Here is a 23,881-nt window from a genome sequence, read left to right as displayed (position 1 = left end):
ATGCCTGTTATGCCGATAACTAGCAGATTTGCGGTGTCTCATTTTTTTAACTACCAGGTTCAGATGCGCTATAGCGTGAGCCCGGTCAAGATTTTCACCCACTCTAGATGAGAGTGAGACGTTTATCCAGTGATTGTGTTTCATGATTGCGTGAAATATCCGCATGCCGCCTGGGCAGGCTGGCTGCGGCTATTCCCTGTTTTTTGTATGGATTTCACTCAGCCTCATACCGATTTACGCACACTGCCTCGCGCAGGGGTATTAATGACCAGCAAGCCAGCGATCACCAACCCCACCACCGCCACATACAGCGCAGGTTCCAACCGTTGGGTCAGCGCGGTTGAAACCGCCGACAGCATTGGGCCGACCAGTTGGCCAATCGCATAGCCGGTGGTTAATAACCCCGCCATGTAACGCGCATGGTGGGGAGCCAGTTCCCTGCCATGCTGGATGGAAAGCTGTACCACGCTGAGAAAACCACCGCCGGTAAATAGCGCACCCAGCACTAATCCGATCACACCCGGCACCACTTCGGCACATAACACCCCTAACGCCTGTACCCACAAAGTGATCGCCAGCCGGGTCTGCGTGGTGAACTTATGGCGGGCTAGAATGCCGATGACAATCCCCAGCACCGCCGCGCCACCAAAAATCGGCCAGACAAACTGGGCAAACAGGCTGCCGGGGAAACGCGCCGCCGCCATCTGCGAAAGAAAGGTGGCGGGCAGGATGTAACCAAATCCGGCCAGGCTGTAGCTCCACACCAGCCGCTTCAATGCCGGAGTCAACACCAGCGGTTCCGGGGCCGTCTCCGGGCGGTGCAGCTCCCCGGTTCGTGGCAGATTAACGCTGATGGCTGCCACCAGCACCAAGGCCAGCATGCCGTACACCAGCCAAGCCTGCGCGGCGCTCAGCGCCAGGCTGTGGATCGCCACCGCCAGCATGCCGCTGATAAAAATGCCAGCTCCCGGCCCGGCAAACACGGCGGCGCTCAACGCCGGGCGGCCATAGTGCGCCAACCGTTCGTTGGTCCATGCCGCCACCAGCACCATCGACCAACCGCTGGCCCAGCCAATCACCAGGCGCACCGCACCGTGCCACCACACGCCTTCCACCACGGTGGACAACAGGGTGAGGATCACCACGCCCCAGACGCCGAGCCACAGGCGGCGCTCCACGTGGCGGCTGGCGCGCATGGCATCAAAAGCGCCGCACAGATAGCCTAAATAGTTTAACGCCGCCACCAGCCCGGCTCCGGTCAGGGTAAACTGCTGTTCAGCAATCATCAGCGGTACCTGCGGCGTGAAGGCAAAGCGGCCAATCCCCATCGCCACAACCAAGGCTATAAAGCCACTCAACGCAATTCTTAACGCCATCTGCGCGTCCTGATTGTTAGAAGAAAGTTGCGACTATCATGCAGCAGGATTAAACTCACAAAAACTGAATAATACTCACCAAGTTCATCACAAAAAGAGAAGGCTATGGATCTGACCCAACTGCGCATGTTTTGCAGCGTGGCCGAAACCGGCTCCGTCGCCCGTGCCGCCGAGCAGTTGCATCGCGTACCGTCGAACCTGACCACGCGTTTGCGCCAGCTTGAGCAGGAACTGGGTACCGATCTGTTCATTCGTGAAAAACAGCGCCTGCGTCTTTCGCCAATGGGCCATAATTTTCTCTGTTACGCCCAGCGTATTCTGGCGCTGAGCGAAGAAGCCATGAGCATCACCCACGCCGGGGAACCGGCGGGCAACTTTGCCCTGGGTTCGATGGAAAGCACCGCCGCCACCCGCCTGCCCAGCTTGCTGGCAGCCTATCACCAGCGCTTTCCGCAGGCCGCGCTTTCGCTGACCACCGGCACCTCTGGCGAGATCATCGAGCGGGTACGCGCGGGCACGCTGGCAGCGGCGTTGGTGGATGGCCCATTGCAGCACGCTGAACTGAACGGCTGCATCGCTTTCCCGGAACGCATGGTGATGATTTCCAGCCTGGACCATGCCCCGATTGAAAACGCGCACGATGCCAAAGGGGCAACCCTGTTCGCCTTCCGCGCTAGCTGTTCTTACCGCTTGCGGCTGGAGTCCTGGTTCAAGCACAGCGGCGCTATGCCCGGCCAGATCATGGAGATCCAGTCCTATCACGCTATGCTGGCCTGCGTGGCCAGCGGTGCCGGGCTGGCGATGATCCCACATTCGGTGCTCAATCTGTTACCGAGCTTCGAACGGGTGAAAGTGCACCCGTTACCGGCAGAAATTGCTGAAACCGCCACCTGGTTATTGTGGCGGCGCGATGCGTTCGGGCCTAACGTCCGCGCATTGAAAGAACTGATAATTGAACAGGCTGAAACGATGGCCACTAAAAATACTGAGGAGAAGTAGAATGGAAATGATCAAAACCCGTGCGGCCGTGGCCTGGGGCCCGAACCAACCGCTGACAATCGAAGAAGTCGACCTGATGCCACCGCAGAAAGGCGAAGTGTTGGTGCGCATTGTCGCCACCGGCGTTTGCCACACCGATGCCTATACGCTGTCTGGCAAGGATCCTGAAGGGGTATTCCCGGCGATCCTCGGCCACGAAGGCGGTGGCATTGTGGAAGCGATCGGTGAAGGCGTGACCAGCGTGGCCGTCGGCGATCACGTGATCCCGCTCTACACCCCAGAATGCGGCGAATGCAAATTCTGTAAATCCGGCAAAACCAACCTGTGCCAGGCGATCCGCGCCACCCAGGGCAAAGGCTTGATGCCAGACGGCACCACTCGCTTCTTCAAAGACGGCAAGCCGATTTTCCACTATATGGGCACTTCCACCTTCGCGGAACGCACCGTAGTGCCAGAAATTTCGCTGGCCAAAATCAGCAAAGAAGCGCCGCTGGAAGAGGTCTGCCTGCTGGGCTGCGGCGTCACCACCGGTATGGGTGCGGTACTCAACACTGCCAAAGTGAAAGCGGGCGACACCGTAGCAATTTTCGGTCTGGGCGGCATCGGCCTTTCGGCGATTATCGGCGCTCAGATGGCCGGTGCAAGCCGCATCATCGGTGTCGATATCAACACCAGTAAATTTGAACTGGCGCGTAAGCTGGGCGCTACCGATCTGATCAATCCAAAAGATTACAGCAAACCGATTCAGGAAGTGATCGTTGAGCTGACCGGCGGCGGCGTTGATTTCTCCTTCGAATGCATCGGTAACGTCAACGTGATGCGTTCGGCACTGGAGTGCTGCCATAAAGGCTGGGGCGAGTCGGTAATTATCGGCGTCGCCGGTGCCGGTGAAGAGATCGCAACCCGTCCATTCCAACTGGTGACTGGCCGCGTCTGGCGCGGTTCTGCTTTCGGTGGCGTAAAAGGTCGCAGCCAGTTGCCCGGCATTGTGCAGCGCTATATGGATGGCGAATTTGCCCTGAATGACTTTATTACCCACACCATGGGGTTAGAGCAGATCAACGACGCCTTCGATTTAATGCATGAAGGTAAATCGATCCGTTCGGTGATCCATTTTGATAAATAAGCCAGGAGGCAGAGAGATGAGCACGTCATTAGAACTTCTCGAAGAGCACCGCATGTTCGGTGGCTGGCAACAGCGTTACCGCCACGCGGCGCACAGCCTGAATTGCAACATGACTTTCAGCATCTATCTGCCACCGCCGCGTGATGATAATCCACCGCCGGTGCTGTATTGGCTGTCTGGGCTGACCTGTAATGATGAAAACTTTACGCTGAAAGCGGGTGCCCAACGCATTGCTGCCGAGCTGGGTTTGGTGTTAGTGATGCCCGACACCAGCCCGCGCGGCGACGAGGTGCCCAATGATGCAGGTTACGATCTGGGCCAAGGGGCCGGTTTTTATCTCAACGCGACCCAGGCCCCTTGGGATCGGCACTTTCGCATGTATGATTACATCAGCGATGAGCTGCCCGCGCTGATTCAGCAGCACTTCAGCATCAGCGATCGTCAATCCATCTTCGGCCATTCGATGGGCGGCCACGGCGCGTTGATAATGGCATTGCGTAATCCACAGCGCTTCCGTTCCGTATCGGCCTTTGCGCCGATTGTTAACCCTTGTCAGGTTCCGTGGGGACGCAAAGCCTTTGCCGCTTACCTGGGGGATGACGAAAGCCAGTGGTTGCAGTACGACAGTTGCCACCTGCTGGCAAACGGTGCAGAAAAACTGCCTATTCTGGTGGATCAGGGGGATGGCGATCAGTTCCTGGCCGATCAACTGCAACCGGCGAAGCTGGCCGAACTGGCACGCCAGCTCGACTGGCCGCTAACGTTGCGTACCCAGCCGGGCTACGATCACAGCTATTTCACCATTGCCACGTTTGTGGAAGATCACCTGCGCTTCCACGCCGAGCATCTGTTCCGCTGATTATTTCGCCGGTTTGTGGCCGCATCCTGCGGCCACAAACAGCGATTCCCGCCCCCGTTTTACCGGGCTGCACCCCATTTGTGATCCTCTTCGCTTTACCTGCGTGAACGCCTTTACAACCGGATCTTTGCCCTTCATGTTACCCCACATCATGAACGCGTAACATTTTCAGCCAAGGTATCCTCATGAATCCTGTTGGTATTCCGTCTGCTCCTGCCTTATTAGCCTCAACTCTTGCCCGGCGCGACTGGGAAAACCCGGCCTGCACCCACTACAACCGCTTACCTGCACATCCGCCGTTTGCCAGTTGGCGTAGCGAACAACAAGCGAGATACGATCATCCTTCAGCACAGCGAACCTTGCTCAACGGTGCCTGGAAATTCAGCTATTTCACGCAGCCAGAAGCCGTGCCAGAACGGTGGTTGCAGCAAGATCTGAGCGATGCCGATACGCTACAGGTGCCGTCTAACTGGCAGATAGCCGGTTACGATGCCCCGATCTACACCAACATTACCTACCCGATCCCGGTTACGCCGCCCTATGTGCCGCAGCAGAACCCTACCGGCTGTTACTCGCTCACCTTTGAGGTTGCCGAAAGCTGGCTGCAACAGGGGCAGACGCGAGTTATTTTCGACGGCGTCAATTCGGCATTCTATCTGTGGTGCAACGGTATCTGGATCGGTTATTCGCAAGACAGCCGCCTGCCCGCCGAGTTTGATTTGAGCCACGCGTTACGGCCCGGTGAAAACCGCCTGGCGGTGATGGTGCTGCGCTGGAGCGACGGCAGTTATCTCGAAGATCAGGACATGTGGCGCATGAGCGGCATCTTCCGTGATGTCAGCCTGTTGCATAAACCCAGCAGCCATCTGAGCGATATTCAGTTGCGCACGCATCTGGCCCCCGGTTTTTATCATGCAGAACTGGAAGCACTGGTGCAGGTTCAATCGCCAACGGCGGGTTGTTCCGTGCGCGTTCAGCTTTGGCAAGGTGATCAGTTGACTGCCGTACACCAGCAACCACTCGGAAGTGAAATTATTGACGAACGCGGTTGCTATGACGATCGCACCACCCTGCGTTTGCCGGTTGCGCAGCCCGCACTGTGGAGTGCCGAACAACCTCACCTGTATCGCGCCGTGGTTTCCTTGCTGGCGGCCGACGATTCATTGATTGAGGCGGAAGCCTATGACGTGGGTTTCCGCCAAGTCGACATCAGCGACGGCCTGCTGAAGGTCAATGGCAAGCCCATTCTGATCCGCGGTACCAACCGCCACGAGCATCACCCGGAACATGGGCAAGTGATGGATGAAGCCACCATGTTGCAGGATATCCTGCTGATGAAGCGGCATAACTTCAACGCGGTGCGCTGCTCGCACTATCCTAACCATCCGCTTTGGTATCGGTTGTGCGATCGTTACGGTCTATACGTGGTGGATGAAGCCAATATCGAAACTCACGGCATGCAACCAATGAACCGCCTGACGGACGATCCGACATGGTTCCCGGCTCTGAGCGAGCGCGTCACGCGTATGGTGCAGCGCGATCGCAACCATCCCTGCATTATCATTTGGTCATTGGGCAATGAATCCGGCCACGGCAGCGCGCACGACGCCCTGTACCGCTGGGTCAAAAGCAGCGATCCAACCCGACCGGTACAGTACGAAGGTGGCGGAGCCGATACCGCCGCCACCGATATTGTCTGCCCGATGTATGCGCGCGTGGACCAGGACCAACCTTTCCCGCAGGTGCCGAAGTGGTCGATCAAAAAATGGATCGGCCTGCCGAATGAGCATCGTCCGCTGATCCTGTGTGAATATGCCCACGCGATGGGCAACAGCTTCGGCGGTTTTGATCGCTACTGGCAGGCGTTCCGTAAACATCCGCGCTTGCAAGGCGGCTTTGTCTGGGATTGGGTGGATCAGGCGCTGACCAAAACCGGCGAAGACGGCGTGCGTTACTGGGCCTACGGCGGTGATTTCGGCGATACCCCTAACGACCGCCAGTTCTGCCTGAACGGCCTGGTGTTCCCAGATCGCACTCCCCATCCCGCGCTGTATGAGGCACAGCGTGCGCAGCAGTTTTTCCAATTTCAACACCAGCCAGAAGCGCCGCTGACCCTTGATATCACCAGCGAATATCTGTTCCGCGCCACCGATAACGAACAACTGTTCTGGCGGCTGGAGCTGGACGGGCAGTGCATCGCGCAAGGCGATCTGCTGCTGGAGATCCCACCGCAGGGCACCCAACGGCTGGTGCTGGGTGAGATGCCGCAGGTGCAAGGCAAGGGTGAGCTGTGGCTGAATGTCGAAGTCCGCCAACCAAAGGCAACGGTCTGGGCCGACGCGGGCCATCGCTGCGCCTGGGATCAGTGGCGCTTACCGCACGCACTGGCGCTGCCTAATGTCAGCACTGGCCCACTGCCGCAGTTAGTCACTCATCCGGATATGGTTGAAATCACCCATGGCCAGCAGCGCTGGCAATTTTGCACCACCAGCGGTTTGCTCACCCAATGGTGGCGTGACGGTGAGCAGCAGCTATTGAGCCCGCTACAGGATCAGTTTGTGCGCGCACCGCTGGATAACGATATCGGTGTCAGCGAAGCGACGCGTATCGATCCCAACGCTTGGGTAGAGCGCTGGAAAAAAGCCGGTATGTACGCGCTGGAAAGCCAACTGCTGTCATTCAGCGCCGATACCCTTGAGCATGGCGTGCAGATCTCAACCACGCACAGCTACAGCAGCCAACAACAGCCACTGTTTATCAGCCGCAAAACCTATCTGCTTGATGGTGAGGGGAAACTGCATATCAGCGTAGATGTTGATGTCGCCTGGGGAATACCGGCACCCGCGCGCGTCGGGTTGACCTGCCAGTTGGCAGAAACAGCCGCACCGGTTGAATGGCTGGGCCTGGGGCCGCATGAGAACTACCCGGATCGCCAGCTATCGGCACAGCAAGGGCGCTGGACGCTGCCGTTATCCGCCCTGCACACGCCGTACATTTTCCCCAGCGAAAATGGCCTACGCTGCAATACCCGCCGGTTAACCTTTGGCCGTTGGCAATGGCAGGGCCGTTTCCACTTTGGCCTGAGCCGTTACAGTCAGCGGCAGCTTATGGACACCACGCATCAGCATTTATTGCGCGAAGAAGCCGGTACCTGGCTCAACCTCGACGGCTTCCATATGGGTGTTGGCGGCGATGACTCCTGGAGCCCCAGCGTCAGCCCCGACTTTCTGCTGACGGCGAGCCACTACCATTATGAGGTTACTTGGATGCAGAAATAACCGCTACTACTGCATTTATGAACAGAAATGTTAAAGGCCGGGGAGTGGTTAGCCCCCCGGCCTTAGTTACGTTTCCACGATCATCAATCGATGAACTGTCGGATCAGTTCCAGCAGCGCAACAAGCACTTTCAGAACGATGAGAACTTTATCAATCAAAGTTTTCACCCGTTTCTCCATTAAATGGAGTGAGAACACCCCTGCTTACCCTTACACTGCCTGTCACAGAGGCTGCCCTTCATTGTTAGATGTGGACTGCTTCACTCCGGCCAGAGCACCGGAACCGGCACCACCCGTAATCCAGTCAGGGCTTGAATACGTTTACGCGCATACCAGAGTTCAGCAGTAAACAGAGCTAACCGGCTGATGATACCGACTATATAGCGATTTGAACATGAGAGAGATGTGGCCTATACTGATCGGGTTAGATGTGGACTGCTTCATCACGGTCAGAGTTACCAACTCCGCTCCGGTAAGTAAAAAAACCGACTTCACCAGTCGGTTTTTTTACGCCTGAAACTCACTGATTTCCTTAAATCTCTGAATACCCCCCTAACCTTTCAGCTTCGGATCCAGCGCATCGCGCAGCCCATCGCCCAGCAGGTTGAACGCCAGCACGGTGAGGAAAATCGCCAGGCTGGGGAAGATCGCCACATGCGGCGCGATCACCATATCGGCTCTGGCTTCATTGAGCATCGCGCCCCATTCCGGCGTTGGCGGCTGTGCGCCCAGGCCAAGAAACGACAGGCTGGCGGCGGTGATAATCGAGGTGCCAATGCGCATGGTGAAATAGACCACAATGGACGAAATGGTGCCCGGCAGAATATGCCGCATGATAATGGTCCAGTCAGAAGCGCCGATGCTGCGCGCCGATTCGATGTAGGTCAGGTGTTTCAGTACCAAAGTGTTGCCACGCACCAGGCGGGCAAACGCCGGAATGCTGAAAATCGCTACGGCGACAATCACGTTAGCCATGCCGCTGCCCATGATCGCCACCACGCCAATCGCCAGCAGAATACCGGGGAAGGCAAACAGCACGTCGCTGATGCGCATCACGATGCGATCCCACCAGCCTTCATAATATCCGGCCAGCAAACCAAGCAGCGTGCCGATCGCCCCGCCCACCAAAACCGAAAATACCCCGGCAGCCAGAGAGATACGCGTGCCCATCAGAATGCGGCTGAAAATATCGCGCCCGAGAGAGTCAACCCCCAACCAATGCAGCAACGAAGGGCCGTCGTTCAGCCGATCGTAATCGAAGTAGTTTTCCGCATCATAGGGCACCAGATACGGGGCCAACAACGCCGCAGCCACCAGCAGCAGCACAAACAGCCCGGCCAGTAACGCAATATGCTGCCGCCGGAAACGCCGCCAGAATTCATGCCAAGGCGTACGCACCGCATTAGGATTCACCTGCGGCATGGTTTTCAGTGCGGCATTTCGCCGCCAATGCTTAATCATGCGGCCGCCTATTGGTAGCGAATGGAAGGGTTGATCGCCGCATACAGCATATCCACCAGCAAGTTAATCAGAATAAACTCCAAAGAAAACAGCAGCACTTCGGCCTGGATCACCGGGTAATCACGCATTTCTACCGAATCCACCAGTAAGCGCCCCAATCCCGGCCAGTTGAACACCTTTTCCACCACGATCGAACCACCCAGCAAAAAGCCAAATTGCAGGCCCATCATGGTGACCACCGGGATCATCGCGTTGCGCAGCCCATGTTTGACGATCACCAGCGATTCGCGCACGCCTTTGGCCCTTGCGGTGCGCATATAATCCTCCTGCATCACCTCCACGAACGAGGCGCGGGTAAAACGCGCCATCACCGCGGCCACCGCCGCGCCCAGTGTGACAGAGGGCAGAATATAGTGCCGCCAACTGTCGGCCCCCACCGTGGGCAACCAGCCCAAGTTGACCGAGAATACCTGCATCAGCAGCATCCCCAACGCGAAGGCCGGGAAAGAGATACCTGACACCGCCAGCGTCATCCCCAGCCGATCCGGCCAGCGGTTGCGCCACACGGCGGAAGTCATGCCGATCGTCATACCAAAAATCACCGCCCACACCATGCTGGTGAGGGTTAGCCAGAATGTTGGCATAAAGCGTGAGGCGATCTCTTCACTGACCGGGCGTTTGGACACCATCGACGTGCCGAAATCGCCCTGTAAAATGTTCACGAAGAAACGCACAAACTGCTGCGGCAGCGGTTTATCCAACCCCAGATCCTGGCGCACCAGTTGCACCACCGCTTGGTCGGCGTCCTGCCCGGCCACCAATCGTGCCGGATCGCCCGGCAACAGATGGACAAACAGAAACACCAGCACCGCCACAATCAGCAGCGTCGGGATCAACTCCAGCAGGCGTTTGAGAAAGTAATTAAGCATGCGTATCCGCCTCAGCCCAACCTCCCCCAACGGAAGAGATTGGGCTGGGTGCCTTATTTCAGGTCTGCGTTGTCAAAGTTGAATGACGCATCCGGCATCACATAAAAACCGCTCAACTGCTTGTTATTTGCCGAGAGCAGGCGTTCTGTAACCAGAAAGATCCAAGGCGCATCGGCCCAGATACGATCCTGCACCTGTTGGTACAACGCCTGCCGTTTGGTGCGATCGGTGGTTGCCAGCGCCGCCGCCAGATTCTCATCCACCTGCGGGTTGCTGTAGAATGCGGTGTTGAACTGCTTCGGCGGTGCCGCCTGGGTTGAGAACAGCGGTGACAGCGCCCAATCGGCCTCACCAGTGGACGCCGACCAGCCGGTATAGAACATCCGCACGCCGGTCTCCTTCACGCCCACGCTTTCTACCTGTGCCGCACGCTGGCCCGCATCCATCGCCGTGACCGTCACTTTCACCCCAACCTGCGCCAACTGTTGTTGAGCAAACTGCAACACTTTCTGCGCGGTGCTGTGGTTGTGGGAAGACCATAAGGTGGTGGTAAAACCGTTCGGGTAACCGGCTTCTTTCAGCAGTTCACGCGCCTTGGCCGGATCGTATGGCCAAGGTTGGTAGCGGGTAGCAAAGTCGATCGCCGGTGGCACTGGCCCTTCGGCCGGTACGGCATAGCCTGAAAACGCGACTTTGATCAGCGCATCTTTGTTGATGGCGTAGTTCAGCGCCTGACGCACTTTCGGGTTGTCGAACGGCTTTTGCGTCACGTTCATGCTGATATAGCGTTGCAGAATCGACGGCGCGGCCACCAGATCCAGCTTGGCATTTTTCTCCAGCACGCTGGCCTGCTCATACGGGATTGGGAAGGCAAAGGTCGCTTCACCGGTTTGCAGCATTGCTGCGCGGGTATTGTTATCCACCACCGGGCGCCAGGTGATGGTGTCGAGCTTCGGCAGCCCGGCTTTCCAGTAACCGTCAAACTTCTTCACTTTGACAAAATCGGTCTGGTTCCAGGTTTCAAACAGATAAGGGCCGGTGCCGACCGGATGGAAACCGATCTCCTTGCCGTACTGCTTCAGCGCCGCCGGGGAGATCACCACCGCCGCCGGGTGCGCCAGGTTGTTGATAAACGCTGCAAAGGGGGTTTTCAACACCACTTTGACCGTATCCGGTGCCACTACTTCGGTCTTGTCGATCATTCTGAACAGGTTGTAACGCTTGAGACGATTATCCGGGTTGCTGGCGCGATCCAGGTTGATTTTGACCGCTTCGGCGTTGAAATCGCTGCCATCGTGGAATTTCACCCCCGGATGCAGCTTGATGGTGTAAGTCAGGCCATCTGGGCTCACCTCATAGCTATCCGCCAGCACGTTGACCAGTTTCATGTCTTTATCGAAGCCGAACAACCCTTGATAAAAGGATTTAGCCACCGCCTGCGACAGGGTATCGTTGGCATCGTACGGATCGAGCGTGGTGAAGTTGGAGGCCACGGCAATCACCGCATCTTTGGCAGCCCAGGCCGGGCCAGCGGCCACAGCCAGTAGAGCGGCGGCCAAAACATTGCGTTTGAATCTCTGCATGGTCATATCGTTGTCTCTCCTGAGGCAAGGCTAAAAGGCACCGGCAATGGGATGGTGGGCCACAAAGTGCCCCGGCCCAACCTGCACTAAAGGTGCGGTAACGGGTTCATCGCCCAATGCGCGGATCGGGCTGGGTATTTCATCCACCAGCAGCGGCTGGCGTTGATGAGCATGAGCCGGATCGGCAACCGGCACGGCGGCCATCAGCTTACGGGTATACGCATGCTGCGGGTTTTCAAATACGCTGCGGCGCGGGCCGATCTCGACAATCTGGCCAAGATACATCACCGCCACGCGGTGGCTGATGCGCTCCACCACCGCCATATCGTGAGAAATAAACAGGAAGGCAATGCCGAACTCACGTTGCAGATCGAGCAACAGATTGACGATCTGCGCCTGTATCGACACATCCAGCGCGGAGACAGACTCATCCGCCACCACCACTTTCGGGTTGAGCGCCAACGCACGCGCAATGCAGATCCGCTGGCGCTGGCCGCCGGAGAACTCGTGCGGATAACGCCGCGCATGTTCCGGTTGTAGCCCAACGCGCTCCAGCAGCCAAGCTACGCGCTTTTCAGCCTCGGCACCGCGCGCCACGTTATGCACCAGCAATGGCTCCATGATCGAGAAACCCACGGTCAAACGCGGATCCAATGAGGCATAAGGATCTTGAAAGATAAACTGGATATCGCGCCGCAGGTGCTGCAACGCCGCTCCTTTGAGCTGATTGATCTGCTGGCCGTTGAAAGTAATGGTACCGTGCTGGCTTTCCACCAGCTTTAACAGCGCGCGCCCGGTGGTGGATTTACCACAGCCGGATTCCCCCACCAGCCCCAGCGTTTCGCCGGGATACAGGTCAAAACTGATGTTTTCCACCGCATGCACACGGCGCGTTACGCGGTTGAGAATGCCGCTGCGCAAGTCAAAGCGCGTGACCAGGTTTTCCACCCGCAGGATCGGGGCCGCTCCGGCCAGCAAGGTGTTCTGCTGTGCGCCATTATCTTCGCTGCCGGGTAATGGGAATTTGGCTGGCAGGTCTTGATCCTTCATCGAACCCAGCCTTGGCACCGCCGCCAGCAGCGCTTGGGTATAGGGCTGTTGCGGCGCGGCAAACAGCGCACGGACTTCGCCCTCTTCTACCTTGGTGCCCTGATGCATCACCAGCACCCGGTCGGCAATCTCCGCGACTACGCCCATATCATGAGTAATAAAGATCACCGCCATCTGCATTTCCTGCTGCAACTCGCGGATCAACTGTAGGATTTGCGCCTGGATAGTGACATCCAGCGCGGTGGTGGGTTCATCGGCGATCAGCAACGCCGGTTTGCACGACAGCGCCATGGCAATCATTATCCGCTGGCGCATGCCACCGGAAAGCTGATGCGGGTAGCGCTCCAGCACATTTTTTGCTTCGGGGATACGCACCAAATCAAGCATATGCAGCGCTTCACGTTTGGCGCTGCGGTGATCCATCTTCTGATGCAGGCGCAAGGATTCGGCAATCTGCTCCCCCACCGGGAATACCGGGTTGAGCGAGGTCATCGGCTCCTGAAAAATCATCGCCATATCAGCACCGCGCAGAGTGCGCAGGGTGCTCTGTTTGGCCTGGGCCAGATCAAGAACCTGATCGTTGCGGCGGCGGAACTGCATCACACCGCTGGTCAGTTCACCACCGCCCTGCTCCACCAAACGCATCAACGCCAGCGAGGTGACGGATTTGCCGGAACCCGATTCACCGACAATCGCCAGCGTTTCACCACGATCCACGTTGAAGGCCAGATTGCGCACCGCCGCAACGGTTTCACCCTCTTGCCGGAATTGCACGCTCAGGTCGCTCACCGCCAGCACGCGCTGCGGCGGCAGGATGATGGAATTAGTCATACAGCGCCCATGGCAAAACGCGCCTGAATATAAGGTTGTTCCTTTTCAGCACTCAATATGGCACGAGTCATTTCGCCATAAATGGCAATCACTGGTTTGCTCATTGAACTGACGTCCTGTGTTAACCCAATTTGCCCAATATCCGCTGGAACCCATGAATAACTATTGTTCTGTCTTTCCCGACTATATTTAGCCCCGCATGTGATGTAAAGCGCAAAGTATCCGCTGCCTCTTGGGCAGACATCTGCTTAGATTATTTTGTACGTTGAAAGAGCTTAATAGAATAAAAACAGCCTGTTATCTCAGCACCTACCGCGTCATGTCATTGCGCCCAGCCAACTGGGCGCGGGCAAAAATATTCAGAACCCCGATCCTGGTTGCAGCAGAAATTCCCGCTCCTCTGGCGTAGATTCCCGGCCTAATATCGCATTACGATGTGGATAACGACCAAAACGTTCAATAATGGCTTTATGACGTAATTCATATTCCAGCCGATCGCGATGATTTAATTCGCTGTACAATACCAACGCCTGTTGATGAATCTGCGCTGATTCGGAATGCATAAACGGCAAATAAAGAAAGCCGCGCTGCTCAATGCTGAGTTGTTCGCATAATCCGCTGGCGATCGCTTCCTGTGCCAATACCAATGCCATACCGTCACAGGAAAAAGCACGCGGTGTGTCGCGAAACAGATTACGGCTGAACTGATCGAGCACGATAATCTCCGCCAACCGCCCTTCGATCGTCGCGCGCCAGTGCGCCAATTCTCCCTGTGCCGCCGCATGCCAAACCTGGCCGAAGCGGCTATGTAACAGACGATCAAAGTCATCATCTTTTTTAAACCACATCACCGGGTCAATCTCGGTAAACCAAAAATCCAGTATCTGTCTGTGCATGGTTGTTTCCTGTTGTTGTCCTCAGGATGGCATCATTCTCCCACCCGACGTTATCTGCCATAATAGCCGCACTTTGCCGAAAAACTCGCGCACGCTGATTACGGAGTTGACTTAATGGATCATTGCCATACTTCTGACCTTATCACCCTTGAGCAGGCACTGGAGACAATGCTCTCCCAGGTTGCGCCATTACAAGAGAGCGAATCCATTGCGCTGACCAGCGCCGCCGGGCGAATTACGGCGGCGGCAGTGATTTCCCCTATCGATGTCCCCCCCTTCGCCAACTCGGCGATGGACGGCTATGCGGTACGCACCAATGAATTAAACGCTAACGCGCTATTACCGGTGGCGGGCAAAGCCTTTGCCGGTGCGCCATTCACCGGCGAGTGGCCAGCCAATACCTGTATTCGCATCATGACCGGTGCCCCGATTCCGGCCGGTGCCGATGCGGTGATCATGCAGGAACAGGCGGAAGTAAGCGATGCTGGTGTGCGCTTCAACGCGCCGGTACGCAGCGGGCAGAATATTCGGCTGGCGGGAGAAGATATCCGCCAGGGAGCAGGCGTCTTACCCGCCGGGGTAAAACTGGGGGCCGCACAACTGCCGCTGCTGGCTTCGCTCGGCGTAGCTAAGGTGCAGGTGATGCGCAAGTTGAAGGTAGCGGTGTTCTCTACCGGTGACGAGTTGCAACCCGTCGGCCAACCGCTGCAAGTTGGCCAGATCTACGATACCAACCGCTTTGCGGTTCGCCTGATGCTAGAACAGCTCGGCTGCACGGTGATCGACTTAGGTATTATCCGCGACGATCAAGACGCACTGCGCGCCGCGTTCAACCAGGCTGATAGCCAAGCGGACGTGGTGATCAGCAGCGGCGGCGTTTCCGTGGGTGAAGCCGATTACACCAAGCAGATGTTGGATGAACTCGGCCAAGTCGGCTTCTGGAAGCTGGCGATCAAGCCCGGTAAGCCTTTCGCTTTCGGCAAGCTGCAACACGCCTGGTTCTGTGGCCTGCCGGGCAACCCGGTTTCTGCCGCGCTGACCTTCTATCAGTTGGTGCAACCGCTGCTCGCCAAGCTGGCTGGGCATAGCGAATGGCATTTACCGGCACGCCTGAAAGCCCGCGCTCTGACGCCGCTGAAAAAATCACCGGGCCGCCTCGATTTCCAACGCGGTATTTTCACCAGCAACGCCGCAGGCGAGTTGGAAGTGAGTACCACCGGCCATCAGGGTTCACACGTATTCAGCTCCTACAGCCAAGGCAATTGCTTTATCGTGCTGGAGCGTGAGCGCGGCTCAGTGGCCGCCGGTGAAATGGTGGATGTCGAACCTTTCAACGCTCTGTTGAGGAGCTGAATATGCTGCCGGAATTAACCGATGCCGAAGCGCTGCGCTATAACCGCCAGATCGTGCTGCGCGGTTTTGACTTCGACGGCCAGGAAAAGCTGAAAGCTGCCCATGTGCTGATCGTCGGGCTCGGCGGGTTAGGCTGTGCGGCGGCTCCTTATCTGGCTGCCGCAGGCGTCGGTCGCTTGACCTTGGTTGATTTCGACACCGTTTCGCTCTCCAATCTACAGCGCCAGATCCTGCACCGCGATGCCCGTATCGGCCTGCCCAAAGTGGACTCGGCGCGCGGTGAGCTGAGCGCGATCAACCCACATATCCGTATCGATACCGTCAATGGTCAACCGGATAAGGCGCTAATTGCTGCCTGCGACGTGGTGCTGGACTGCACTGATAATGTGGCAACGCGCGATCTGCTGAACCGCCTGTGCCATGCGCAGCGTAAACCGCTGGTTTCGGGTGCTGCCATCCGCATGGAAGGCCAGCTCAGCGTGTTTACCTATCAGCCGGAGGAACCTTGTTACCGCTGCCTGAGCCGCCTGTTTGGTGAGAACGCGCTCACCTGCGTGGAGGCTGGGGTAATGGCGCCTTTGGTGGGCACTATCGGTACGCTACAGGCGATGGAAGCGATCAAACTGCTGACCCATTACGGCCAACCGCTGGTGGGGAAATTGCTGATGTTTGACGCCATGAGCATGCAGTTTCGCGAGATGAAACTGCCGAAGGATCCGCAGTGTGAAGTGTGTGGTGGAAACACTGCGTAGTAGCACAACGTCAAACCCGGGAACAAGAGCCGAAGTGCTCATCCGTGCTTATCCTTGGCGGCAAGCACCTGTTTACCTAAATCAGTTAAGCGGTACTTTTGCAGGCGGCTCGTTGGCTTTTCAGGAATAGTCATCTCGATCAGGCCATGACTCACTGCGGGTTGCTGATAATATTCTCTAAAATGCTTTTCATCTTTTAGAATTAAAGCTGACATCAATTCAATACGTCCCATTTCACCGAGCAATACCCTGAGCAATCGTTCGACTTCGGGGGTGACTTCGGGGGTGACTTCGGGGGTGACTTCGGGGGTGACTTCGGGGGTGACTGGCTGGGGAACTTGTTCAACGCCAATAAACCCCATGTGCACAGGCAAACGAATCAAAAAGTAACTGCGTTCATCGTCGGTTTCAAACACCGGGGCAGGTGACCCGTTAGCCTGCATCACTCGCAAAATTTTTGGCACGCCAGTAGAACGACCTTCGGTTAAATCGAGTTCTTTCAAAAACTCACCAATACGGCGATTACGATAGCGGCGACTCACCGCTTTACCTGCTTGCAGATCTTGCATACGGATAGAGCGATCGGGGCCTGGAAAACTCAGCACCATCAGTTCTTCAGCATCAATGCGAATTTCAATGGGTTCGCGGATTTCATAAGAGCGATGATACACCGCGTTCACTACGGCCTCTTCAATCGCCGCCAGTGGGAAATTCCAGAAACGCTCCGCTTGAGGGCGATCCGCATGTTTAAGCACCGCCTCTTTTACATAGTTGCGGTTGATATAGTCCAAAGCATCGCGAGTAATACGCCCTAGTGGGCCTTTAAACACCTTCTCCTCAAAACGGTCACCACCGGCACCGTCGGGAAAATAAACCACATCAATCTGGGTTGCTGGGAAAAACGGCTCTGGTTGCTCATTAAAAAACAGTAGCCCGACATTTTTAGGGAATGCCCTTTCAGCCGGACCACCCACCACATTCATCCTGCGCCCTAAGGCTTCAATGTCTAGCTCGCGAGCTTCGCTTGCCAATTCACTATTAATTTCATGCAGAAAGTCGCGCATCAAATAGGGGGAAAGATCGTTCAGAGTAGCGGTTTGCCGATAGCGGTCATCAAACGGAACGGTAGCCGCCAGGCTTAATAACTCCCGTTCGTCTTCACCTGTTGCCCTAATAGTGCTGGTATGCTTACGCAGGTAATACGCCCAGTCACCCTTTTTATCACTTAAGCTGATTCTGGCTTTATATGGGCGTGTTTCACCACCCGGAGCCCAAAGTACCAAAATGGTTTTACCCTGAATTTGGTAAGCCGCCGTTAATGGATGAAAATGTGGCGCTATGGCTGAATGCCCCAGGTTTAGTAACTCTTTCTGAATGGCATCAATCTGCGTGGGCTCCAACCCTACGGGTGGCAACACGGGCTGACCATTGGCCTCAACAACGCCAATCACCACATAACCACCACCCAAGTTGTGGAAATCATTAGCAAAGGCACATAGGGTATGCAGGATGGACTCAGGATTCCAGCCTTCCTTATACTCAATACGTTCGCTCTCCACCGTGCGGCGGTGAAGGAGATCGTTGATGTTGATGGGGAGATTAGGTGTCATATTTCCCTGCTGGTTTATCGTTAGGGTGGCCTAACGCCAGAATAGTGGTACTCGACAATCAAACAGCATGGGGAGTATCCATGACTACTATACTTTCATTTTTTATGGTTATTGAATGTTTTTTCAGTTTAACTGGCATGATTGGAGATTGAAGGATGGGGTGGTGATTAAGTGCAGGGAACCCTTTGGATCCTGCACCTAATTTACAAAAATCAAGCGTTGTTTATGAAAAACGACGCTGAGGATGCATGAAAGACTTAAGCAATACCCTGGCTACGCAGATAATCTTCGTAGTTGCCGGTAAAGTCGATCACCTTGTTCGGGGTCATTTCCAGAATACGGGTGGCCAGTGAGCTGACAAACTCACGGTCATGGGAAACGAAGATCAACGTACCTTCATACATTTCCAGCGCCATATTCAGCGACTCGATGGATTCCATATCCATGTGGTTGGTCGGTTCATCCATCACCAGAATGTTCGGGCGCTGCATCATGATCTTGCCAAAGAGCATACGGCCCTTCTCACCACCCGACAGCACTTTCACGCGCTTCTTGATGTCGTCCTGGCTGAACAGTAAACGGCCCAGCACGCTACGTACCGCCTGCTCGTCGTCTTTCTCCTGCTTCCACTGGCTCATCCAGTCGAACACCGTCAGTTGATCATCGAATTCGTATTCGTGATCCTGCGCGTAGTAACCGATCCTGGCGTTTTCTGACCATTTCACGGTGCCATTATCCGGCTCAACATCCCCTACCAGGGTTTTCAGCAAGGTCGATTTACCGATGCCGTTGGCACCCAGAATCGCCACCTTCTCACCCACTTCAATCATCAAGTTGAGCTTGCTGAACAGCGGGCCGTTGTCGAAACCTTTGCTCAACGCTTCTACTTCCAGCGCGTTACGGAACAGTTTCTTATCCTGCTCGAAGCGGATAAACGGGTTCTGACGGCTGGAGGCTTTCACCTCCTCCAACTGAATCTTGTCGATCTGGCGGGCACGAGACGTCGCCTGCTTGGATTTGGAGGCGTTGGCGCTGAAGCGGCTAACGAATGACTGCAATTCGTTAATCTGTGCCTTCTTCTTGGCGTTGTCTGACATCAAACGCTCACGCGCCTGAGTGGCTGCTGTCATATATTCGTCGTAGTTGCCTGGGTATACGCGCAGTTCGCCGTAGTCCAGATCCGCCATGTGGGTACACACCATGTTCAGGAAGTGACGATCGTGCGAAATGATGATCATGGTGCTGTTACGCTCGTTCAGCACCTGCTCCAGCCAACGAATGGTATCGATGTCCAGGTTGTTGGTGGGTTCGTCGAGCAGCAGAATTTCTGGATTAGAGAACAGCGCCTGCGCCAACAATACGCGCAGCTTAAAACCTGGGGCGATTTCGCTCATCGGACCGTAATGCTGCTCTACCGGAATACCTACGCCGAGCAGCAGTTCACCCGCGCGGGCTTCAGCGGTGTAACCGTCCATCTCACCGTAGGCGACTTCCAGATCGGCCACTTTATAGCCGTCTTCTTCGCTCATTTCCGCCAGGGCGTAAATGCGATCGCGCTCTTCTTTTACCGCCCACAGTTCGGTGTGGCCCATGATCACGGTATCCAGCACGCTGAACTCTTCGAACGCGAACTGATCCTGACGCAGTTTACCCAGGCGTTCGTTCGGATCGAGGAACACGTTACCGGCGCTTGGCACCAGGTCACCGCCGAGGATTTTCATAAAGGTGGATTTACCGCAGCCGTTGGCTCCGATCAAACCGTAACGGTTACCGCCGCCAAACTTGACGGAAATGTTTTCAAACAACGGCTTACTGCCAAACTGCATAGTGATGTTGTTAGTGCTTAACACAGCGCTCGCTCTTCATATCATAGGGAATGTGATTTGGCGCGCATTATGCCATAACGAAACGCAGATATCGTGGGGAGTTTTGATGAAGATTTGTGCGATGGGGAAGCTGCGGAGATATTTCCTCAAGGAGTATCTCCGCAATGATCAGTATTTTATTCTCGTGGCGGAAACTTGGCGGCGATCATCGCGGCGCTGGGTTGCAGCCCGCCAAGGCTCCATTGCTCTGGCTCATGTTCATCGATTCTGACCCAGACTGACGCTCTGAAAGCCGGATCGCCCCGCCCTTCAATTTCCACCATCAAATCGGTGATACGCTTGAGCAATTCGCTTTTTTGCTCTTCGTTCATAATTCCTTTGATGGTTTGCACATTAACAAAAGGCACGCTAATCTCCTTGCATTGATATAAGTCTGATAATCAGACTCAGAATAAACAAGGTCACTGCTCATGTCAAAAATGCTCCGGATCCCCCCTCTCTCGGCTGAATTATGCGGTTTAGCCCAGGCCGCAGAAACCATCGGCGATCGCTGGACGCTCTTGATCCTGCGTGAAGCCTTCTATGGCGTGACGCGGTTCGAAGATTTACGCGTGGATATTGGCGCATCCAGGCACGCCTTGAGCAGCCGTTTGGCGGCCATGGTTGAAGATGGCTTATTGCGCAAAAACGCCTATCAAGAACCGGGAATACGGGAGCGCCATGAATATGTGTTAACCGAAAAAGGCCGCAGTTTGGGGCCGATCCTGATGGCGTTGATGGAATGGGGGCACAAGTATCTGCTTGGCGATAAGCCCCATGTCATGTTGACAGAAAAAGAAAGCGGCCAGCCACTGCAACAGGTGCTGATAACCCAGCAAGGTAAAATCGTTACGCTGGAACAGGCCCAACTGACACCGATTGTTCAGGCTGGCGCGACAAAGCCGCTTTAATAATTTTGGGTAAGTGCTATCTTCAGGTTCGCCCCAGACTTCTACTTCTGATGAAAGTGCTGACTATCTGCCGGTGCCTGTTCGCGCGGTTCCAGCCCATAGTCACGCACCACATCAGCCACCCGCAGCCGATAATATTCCAGCACGTCGTGCCGCCCGCGTGCCTGCGCCTTACGGTGCTGCTCCAGATTACGCCACTGCTGCACCGCCGCTTCATCGCGCCAGAATGATAACGACAGCAATTTTTGTGGATCGCTCAGGCTCTGAAAGCGCTCAATAGAAATAAATCCGTCGATTTCTGCCAATAGCGGCTTCAGTTCAGCCGCCAGATTAAGATAGGTTTCTCGCTGCCCTTCGGCAGCCTGCAATTCAAAAATGACCGCGATCATCATCACTCCTCAACAGTAAAAAATTCCGGCACATGCGCATTCTGCGAAACGCGCCAGCGAAAGTGGGCCAATAATTCTGGCTCAAGATTGAGCGCCAATAAATGACGAATGCCGCTCAAGGCAATAGATTGCGCCCAATCGGACCCAGGACACTGATGGCTGCCGCAGCCGAAGGCAAAACTTTCTTCAGCCGTCTTCAACGGAATCAGCACCACTTGCCCAACCGTCAACCGCTTACCAGCCAGTTCGGTCTCACGCAACGCAAAACGGCGAGTGGTGTGAATCGGCGGCGTTTCCTGTAGCACGGCAGCGAGGCCATCTTCCGCTGCCACATCCCGTTCCTGCATCAATAACAGCGTTTGCCCTAATAATCCGGCGGTGCCCTCACAGGCCTGAAAAAACAGCCCGATGGCATTGGCGATCGCCACCGAACGATCGCCAATATGTTGGCACAAGCGGGTGAATAATGGGCCATCGGCAGTCTGCATCCACTCATGCAATTTTCCGGCGGCAACGGCACCGCACGCCATCTGCTGCTCGCTGCCGCCAGGGGCGATGCAGCGTATAAAATCCAATACATTATCCACCAGCGCCGTACGTTCCTGATAGGCAACGCCCAGCATCTCCGCCAATACGCCAATCGGTAAGGCGTAATTGAAACGGGTTAGTTGCTCGGCCGTGAGCGCGCCGGGGGCCAATTGTTGTGCCACCCGAGTCGCTACCTGGCGAATCTCATTATCACTGAACGAGGTTAACACCGTGCTGATGGCAGCCTTCAGCTCACTGTGCCCAGCATCGTCACGCATGCGAACCAAGGCGGCAAACACAAGTTGCGCCGGGGTGTTAAGCAGCGCCATCGGCACGGGTTCATGTGGCGGGCGCACGCCAAGATCGGCATGAGTCAAGGCTTCACGTACCGCTTGCCGCGTGACAACGGAAAAGGGGCAGACCGTCATGAGATATTTCCTTCAGGTTAAACAGAGGAATTGGCATTGTGGCGTTAGACGAACGATAACACTTCGCTTATGCTCGAAATATGAATGATACCGATATTGAAGATCGCCTCGCGGCGTTAACCGCTGCCATCGCTGACCATACGCGAGCACGCATGCTGTGCCTGCTGATGGATGGCCGCGCCTATACGGCCACCGAACTGAGCGCGGCGGTGGATGTGGCTGCCTCAACCGCCAGCAATCATCTGGCACGCCTACAAGAACAACGCCTGATCGCCTGCGTGAAGCAAGGGCGCTACCGTTTTTACCGCTTAGCTGGTCAGCCAGTGGCCGATGTACTGGAAACCCTGATGGCGCTGGCTGGCGTTGAGCGGCCGGTCGTAAAAAGCACCACGCCAACCTCATTACGCTTTGCCCGCACCTGCTACGACCATATGGCGGGCGAAGTCGCCGTTCTGTTGCATAACCGCCTGTTTGAGCTGGCATGGTTGACCGGCGACAACGACTATCAGCTCAGCAACCAGGGGCAAACAGCCTTGGCACAGTTGGGTATCGACTGTTCCCCGGTGCTTTCTCGGCGGCGTTTTGCCTGCGGTTGCCTGGACTGGAGCGAACGCAAAGCCCACCTTGGCGGCGCACTCGGTGCCGCACTGCTAGCTGGGTTCGAAAAGCGTGGCTGGATCCAGCGCCAACTTGACAGCCGCGCACTGCAATTCACTGCGGCGGGTAAAAAGGCGCTAATCGCACATTTTGGCATATCCGTTTAACCCGATAACAGGCTAGGTTTACAGCCTGATTCATTGAGTATCCTGTTTGCGAATCCGTAAAACCTGAGGAGTGACCATGTTTGATCAAGCCCAATTCCCCATTACTCAACGCTGGCCTGCTAAGCACCCTGATCGATTACAGCTCTACTCGCTGCCAACGCCGAATGGGGTGAAAGTGTCCATCATGCTGGAGGAGATCGGTTTGCCTTATGAGGCACATCTGGTTGATATCGGTAACAACGAAACCTGGACGCCGGAATTCCTGTCGCTGAACCCGAACGGTAAAATCCCGGCAATCATCGATCCCGATGGCCCCGGCGGCAAACCGTTCGAACTGTTCGAATCTGGCGCGATCCTGCTGTATCTGGCAGAGAAAAGCGGCAAGTTCTTACCGCAAGATGCTGCGTTGCGTTATGAAACTATCCAGTGGGTCTTCTTCCAAATGGCGGCGGTTGGCCCAATGTTCGGCCAGCTTGGCTTTTTCCACAAATTCGCCGGGCGCGAATATGAAGACAAGCGGCCGCTGGAACGCTACCAGAAAGAGTCCAAGCGCCTGCTCGGCGTGCTGGAAAGCCGCTTGGCTGGGCGCGATTGGATCATGGGTGCCGATTACACCATTGCCGATATTTCACTGCTCGGCTGGGTACGCAACCTGATTGGTTTCTATCAGGCACGTGAACTGGTGGAATTCGACAGTTTCCCACTGGTCGGCCAATGGCTGGAGCGCGGATTAGCCCGGCCAGCGGTGCAGCGTGGAGTGAATATTCCTGCCCGCGAAGCCTAACGACGCTTGGGGATAGCCAAACGGGCTATCCCTTCTCACAGATATCTTTGGACCAGGCTCTGCCAGATCTGCTGTCACTGATACCCTGGTCGATTTATTCCCTTCCTCCC

21 protein-coding genes are annotated in these 23,881 nt (G+C 55.9%); 9 read left to right on the top strand and 12 right to left on the bottom strand.

Features of this window, described 5'->3' with window-relative positions; genetic code table 11:
• Positions 1-224 precede the first annotated feature (224 nt).
• Positions 225-1,376 carry a YbfB/YjiJ family MFS transporter gene (locus ACX9GT_RS08565; protein ID WP_473190683.1) on the bottom strand — a complete coding sequence of 384 codons (1,152 nt, stop codon included), beginning with the start codon at positions 1,374-1,376 and terminating at the stop codon, positions 225-227.
• Between the two features lie 105 nt (positions 1,377-1,481).
• On the opposite strand from ACX9GT_RS08565, the gene ptrR reads away from it, so the two are divergent.
• From ptrR to ACX9GT_RS08545, 4 genes are all read left to right on the top strand, one after another.
• Entirely contained in the window at positions 1,482-2,375 is an 894-nt protein-coding gene (ptrR, locus tag ACX9GT_RS08560) for a putrescine utilization regulator PtrR (RefSeq protein WP_473190682.1), read from the top strand.
• A gap of 1 nt (position 2,376) precedes the next feature.
• Entirely contained in the window at positions 2,377-3,501 is a 1,125-nt protein-coding gene (locus tag ACX9GT_RS08555) for an S-(hydroxymethyl)glutathione dehydrogenase/class III alcohol dehydrogenase (RefSeq protein WP_473190681.1), read from the top strand.
• A 16-nt stretch (positions 3,502-3,517) separates the two neighbouring features.
• Entirely contained in the window at positions 3,518-4,360 is an 843-nt protein-coding gene (fghA, locus tag ACX9GT_RS08550; RefSeq protein WP_473190680.1) for an S-formylglutathione hydrolase, read from the top strand.
• A 185-nt stretch (positions 4,361-4,545) separates the two neighbouring features.
• Positions 4,546-7,638 carry a beta-galactosidase gene (locus ACX9GT_RS08545; RefSeq protein WP_473190679.1) on the top strand — a complete coding sequence of 1,031 codons (3,093 nt, stop codon included), beginning with the start codon at positions 4,546-4,548 and terminating at the stop codon, positions 7,636-7,638.
• An 83-nt stretch (positions 7,639-7,721) separates the two neighbouring features.
• Here the strand turns inward: ACX9GT_RS08545 and dinQ are convergent, their stop codons facing one another.
• The 6 genes from dinQ to ACX9GT_RS08515 form a co-directional block, all read right to left on the bottom strand.
• On the bottom strand, positions 7,722-7,817 hold the full coding sequence (gene dinQ / locus ACX9GT_RS08540) for a damage-inducible type I toxin DinQ (RefSeq protein ID WP_473191540.1): 96 nt from the start codon (positions 7,815-7,817) through the stop codon (positions 7,722-7,724).
• Between the two features lie 372 nt (positions 7,818-8,189).
• Positions 8,190-9,098: a glutathione ABC transporter permease GsiD gene (gene gsiD / locus ACX9GT_RS08535; RefSeq protein WP_473190678.1), complete on the bottom strand. Its 909-nt coding sequence runs from the start codon at positions 9,096-9,098 to the stop codon at positions 8,190-8,192.
• 8 nt (positions 9,099-9,106) lie between these two features.
• Complete coding sequence (gene gsiC / locus ACX9GT_RS08530) at positions 9,107-10,027, bottom strand: glutathione ABC transporter permease GsiC (protein WP_473190677.1); 921 nt, start codon at positions 10,025-10,027, stop codon at positions 9,107-9,109.
• 53 nt (positions 10,028-10,080) lie between these two features.
• Positions 10,081-11,616 (bottom strand): glutathione ABC transporter substrate-binding protein GsiB, encoded by a 1,536-nt coding sequence (gene gsiB, locus ACX9GT_RS08525; RefSeq protein WP_473190676.1) that lies wholly within the window; start codon positions 11,614-11,616, stop codon positions 10,081-10,083.
• A gap of 24 nt (positions 11,617-11,640) precedes the next feature.
• Positions 11,641-13,491 (bottom strand): dipeptide ABC transporter ATP-binding protein, encoded by a 1,851-nt coding sequence (locus tag ACX9GT_RS08520; RefSeq protein WP_473190675.1) that lies wholly within the window; start codon positions 13,489-13,491, stop codon positions 11,641-11,643.
• 359 nt (positions 13,492-13,850) lie between these two features.
• The gene (locus ACX9GT_RS08515) at positions 13,851-14,387 is read right to left on the bottom strand and encodes a DUF924 family protein (protein WP_473190674.1); all 537 of its coding nucleotides are present in this window, start codon (positions 14,385-14,387) and stop codon (positions 13,851-13,853) included.
• A gap of 114 nt (positions 14,388-14,501) precedes the next feature.
• Between ACX9GT_RS08515 and moeA the strand changes: the two genes are divergently transcribed.
• Positions 14,502-15,740: a molybdopterin molybdotransferase MoeA gene (moeA, locus tag ACX9GT_RS08510; protein ID WP_473190673.1), complete on the top strand. Its 1,239-nt coding sequence runs from the start codon at positions 14,502-14,504 to the stop codon at positions 15,738-15,740.
• 2 nt (positions 15,741-15,742) lie between these two features.
• Positions 15,743-16,492: a molybdopterin-synthase adenylyltransferase MoeB gene (gene moeB / locus ACX9GT_RS08505; RefSeq protein WP_473190672.1), complete on the top strand. Its 750-nt coding sequence runs from the start codon at positions 15,743-15,745 to the stop codon at positions 16,490-16,492.
• A gap of 38 nt (positions 16,493-16,530) precedes the next feature.
• On the opposite strand, the gene ACX9GT_RS08500 is transcribed toward moeB, so the two are convergent.
• From ACX9GT_RS08500 to ACX9GT_RS08490, 3 genes are all read right to left on the bottom strand, one after another.
• The gene (locus ACX9GT_RS08500; protein WP_473190671.1) at positions 16,531-18,102 is read right to left on the bottom strand and encodes a Fic family protein; all 1,572 of its coding nucleotides are present in this window, start codon (positions 18,100-18,102) and stop codon (positions 16,531-16,533) included.
• Between the two features lie 257 nt (positions 18,103-18,359).
• Complete coding sequence (locus ACX9GT_RS08495) at positions 18,360-19,952, bottom strand: ABC-F family ATPase (protein WP_473190670.1); 1,593 nt, start codon at positions 19,950-19,952, stop codon at positions 18,360-18,362.
• A 152-nt stretch (positions 19,953-20,104) separates the two neighbouring features.
• Entirely contained in the window at positions 20,105-20,335 is a 231-nt protein-coding gene (locus tag ACX9GT_RS08490) for a tautomerase family protein (RefSeq protein WP_473190669.1), read from the bottom strand.
• A gap of 63 nt (positions 20,336-20,398) precedes the next feature.
• Between ACX9GT_RS08490 and ACX9GT_RS08485 the strand changes: the two genes are divergently transcribed.
• On the top strand, positions 20,399-20,878 hold the full coding sequence (locus tag ACX9GT_RS08485) for a winged helix-turn-helix transcriptional regulator (RefSeq protein ID WP_473190668.1): 480 nt from the start codon (positions 20,399-20,401) through the stop codon (positions 20,876-20,878).
• A 41-nt stretch (positions 20,879-20,919) separates the two neighbouring features.
• Here the strand turns inward: ACX9GT_RS08485 and ACX9GT_RS08480 are convergent, their stop codons facing one another.
• On the bottom strand, positions 20,920-21,267 hold the full coding sequence (locus ACX9GT_RS08480; RefSeq protein ID WP_473190667.1) for an antibiotic biosynthesis monooxygenase family protein: 348 nt from the start codon (positions 21,265-21,267) through the stop codon (positions 20,920-20,922).
• Positions 21,268-21,269: 2 nt separating this feature from the next.
• Positions 21,270-22,223, bottom strand: a complete 954-nt coding sequence (locus ACX9GT_RS08475; RefSeq protein ID WP_473190666.1) for a cytochrome P450 — start codon at positions 22,221-22,223, stop codon at positions 21,270-21,272.
• Between the two features lie 80 nt (positions 22,224-22,303).
• On the opposite strand from ACX9GT_RS08475, the gene ACX9GT_RS08470 reads away from it, so the two are divergent.
• The gene (locus tag ACX9GT_RS08470) at positions 22,304-22,987 is read left to right on the top strand and encodes an ArsR/SmtB family transcription factor (protein ID WP_473190665.1); all 684 of its coding nucleotides are present in this window, start codon (positions 22,304-22,306) and stop codon (positions 22,985-22,987) included.
• A gap of 76 nt (positions 22,988-23,063) precedes the next feature.
• A complete protein-coding gene (locus tag ACX9GT_RS08465; RefSeq protein ID WP_473190664.1) occupies positions 23,064-23,771 on the top strand; it encodes a glutathione S-transferase N-terminal domain-containing protein in 708 nt (235 codons plus the stop codon).
• Positions 23,772-23,881 lie beyond the last annotated feature (110 nt).

The organism is Serratia sp. YWN4, from assembly GCF_055790845.1.
Note: the sequence above shows the minus strand (reverse complement) of the source record. Positions and strands in the feature narration are given on the sequence as shown.

What these genes read in the sequence shown, in the direction of transcription:
- ACX9GT_RS08565 (WP_473190683.1), bottom strand. Translation starts at nt 1,376, where the DNA reads ATGGCGTTAAGAATTGCGTTGAGTGGCTTTATAGCCTTGGTTGTGGCG.
- ptrR (WP_473190682.1), top strand. Translation starts at nt 1,482, where the DNA reads ATGGATCTGACCCAACTGCGCATGTTTTGCAGCGTGGCCGAAACCGGC.
- ACX9GT_RS08555 (WP_473190681.1), top strand. Translation starts at nt 2,377, where the DNA reads ATGGAAATGATCAAAACCCGTGCGGCCGTGGCCTGGGGCCCGAACCAA.
- fghA (WP_473190680.1), top strand. Translation starts at nt 3,518, where the DNA reads ATGAGCACGTCATTAGAACTTCTCGAAGAGCACCGCATGTTCGGTGGC.
- ACX9GT_RS08545 (WP_473190679.1), top strand. Translation starts at nt 4,546, where the DNA reads ATGAATCCTGTTGGTATTCCGTCTGCTCCTGCCTTATTAGCCTCAACT.
- dinQ (WP_473191540.1), bottom strand. Translation starts at nt 7,817, where the DNA reads ATGGAGAAACGGGTGAAAACTTTGATTGATAAAGTTCTCATCGTTCTG.
- gsiD (WP_473190678.1), bottom strand. Translation starts at nt 9,098, where the DNA reads ATGATTAAGCATTGGCGGCGAAATGCCGCACTGAAAACCATGCCGCAG.
- gsiC (WP_473190677.1), bottom strand. Translation starts at nt 10,027, where the DNA reads ATGCTTAATTACTTTCTCAAACGCCTGCTGGAGTTGATCCCGACGCTG.
- gsiB (WP_473190676.1), bottom strand. Translation starts at nt 11,616, where the DNA reads ATGACCATGCAGAGATTCAAACGCAATGTTTTGGCCGCCGCTCTACTG.
- ACX9GT_RS08520 (WP_473190675.1), bottom strand. Translation starts at nt 13,491, where the DNA reads ATGACTAATTCCATCATCCTGCCGCCGCAGCGCGTGCTGGCGGTGAGC.
- ACX9GT_RS08515 (WP_473190674.1), bottom strand. Translation starts at nt 14,387, where the DNA reads ATGCACAGACAGATACTGGATTTTTGGTTTACCGAGATTGACCCGGTG.
- moeA (WP_473190673.1), top strand. Translation starts at nt 14,502, where the DNA reads ATGGATCATTGCCATACTTCTGACCTTATCACCCTTGAGCAGGCACTG.
- moeB (WP_473190672.1), top strand. Translation starts at nt 15,743, where the DNA reads ATGCTGCCGGAATTAACCGATGCCGAAGCGCTGCGCTATAACCGCCAG.
- ACX9GT_RS08500 (WP_473190671.1), bottom strand. Translation starts at nt 18,102, where the DNA reads ATGACACCTAATCTCCCCATCAACATCAACGATCTCCTTCACCGCCGC.
- ACX9GT_RS08485 (WP_473190668.1), top strand. Translation starts at nt 20,399, where the DNA reads ATGTCAAAAATGCTCCGGATCCCCCCTCTCTCGGCTGAATTATGCGGT.
- ACX9GT_RS08480 (WP_473190667.1), bottom strand. Translation starts at nt 21,267, where the DNA reads ATGATCGCGGTCATTTTTGAATTGCAGGCTGCCGAAGGGCAGCGAGAA.
- ACX9GT_RS08475 (WP_473190666.1), bottom strand. Translation starts at nt 22,223, where the DNA reads ATGACGGTCTGCCCCTTTTCCGTTGTCACGCGGCAAGCGGTACGTGAA.
- ACX9GT_RS08470 (WP_473190665.1), top strand. Translation starts at nt 22,304, where the DNA reads ATGAATGATACCGATATTGAAGATCGCCTCGCGGCGTTAACCGCTGCC.
- ACX9GT_RS08465 (WP_473190664.1), top strand. Translation starts at nt 23,064, where the DNA reads ATGTTTGATCAAGCCCAATTCCCCATTACTCAACGCTGGCCTGCTAAG.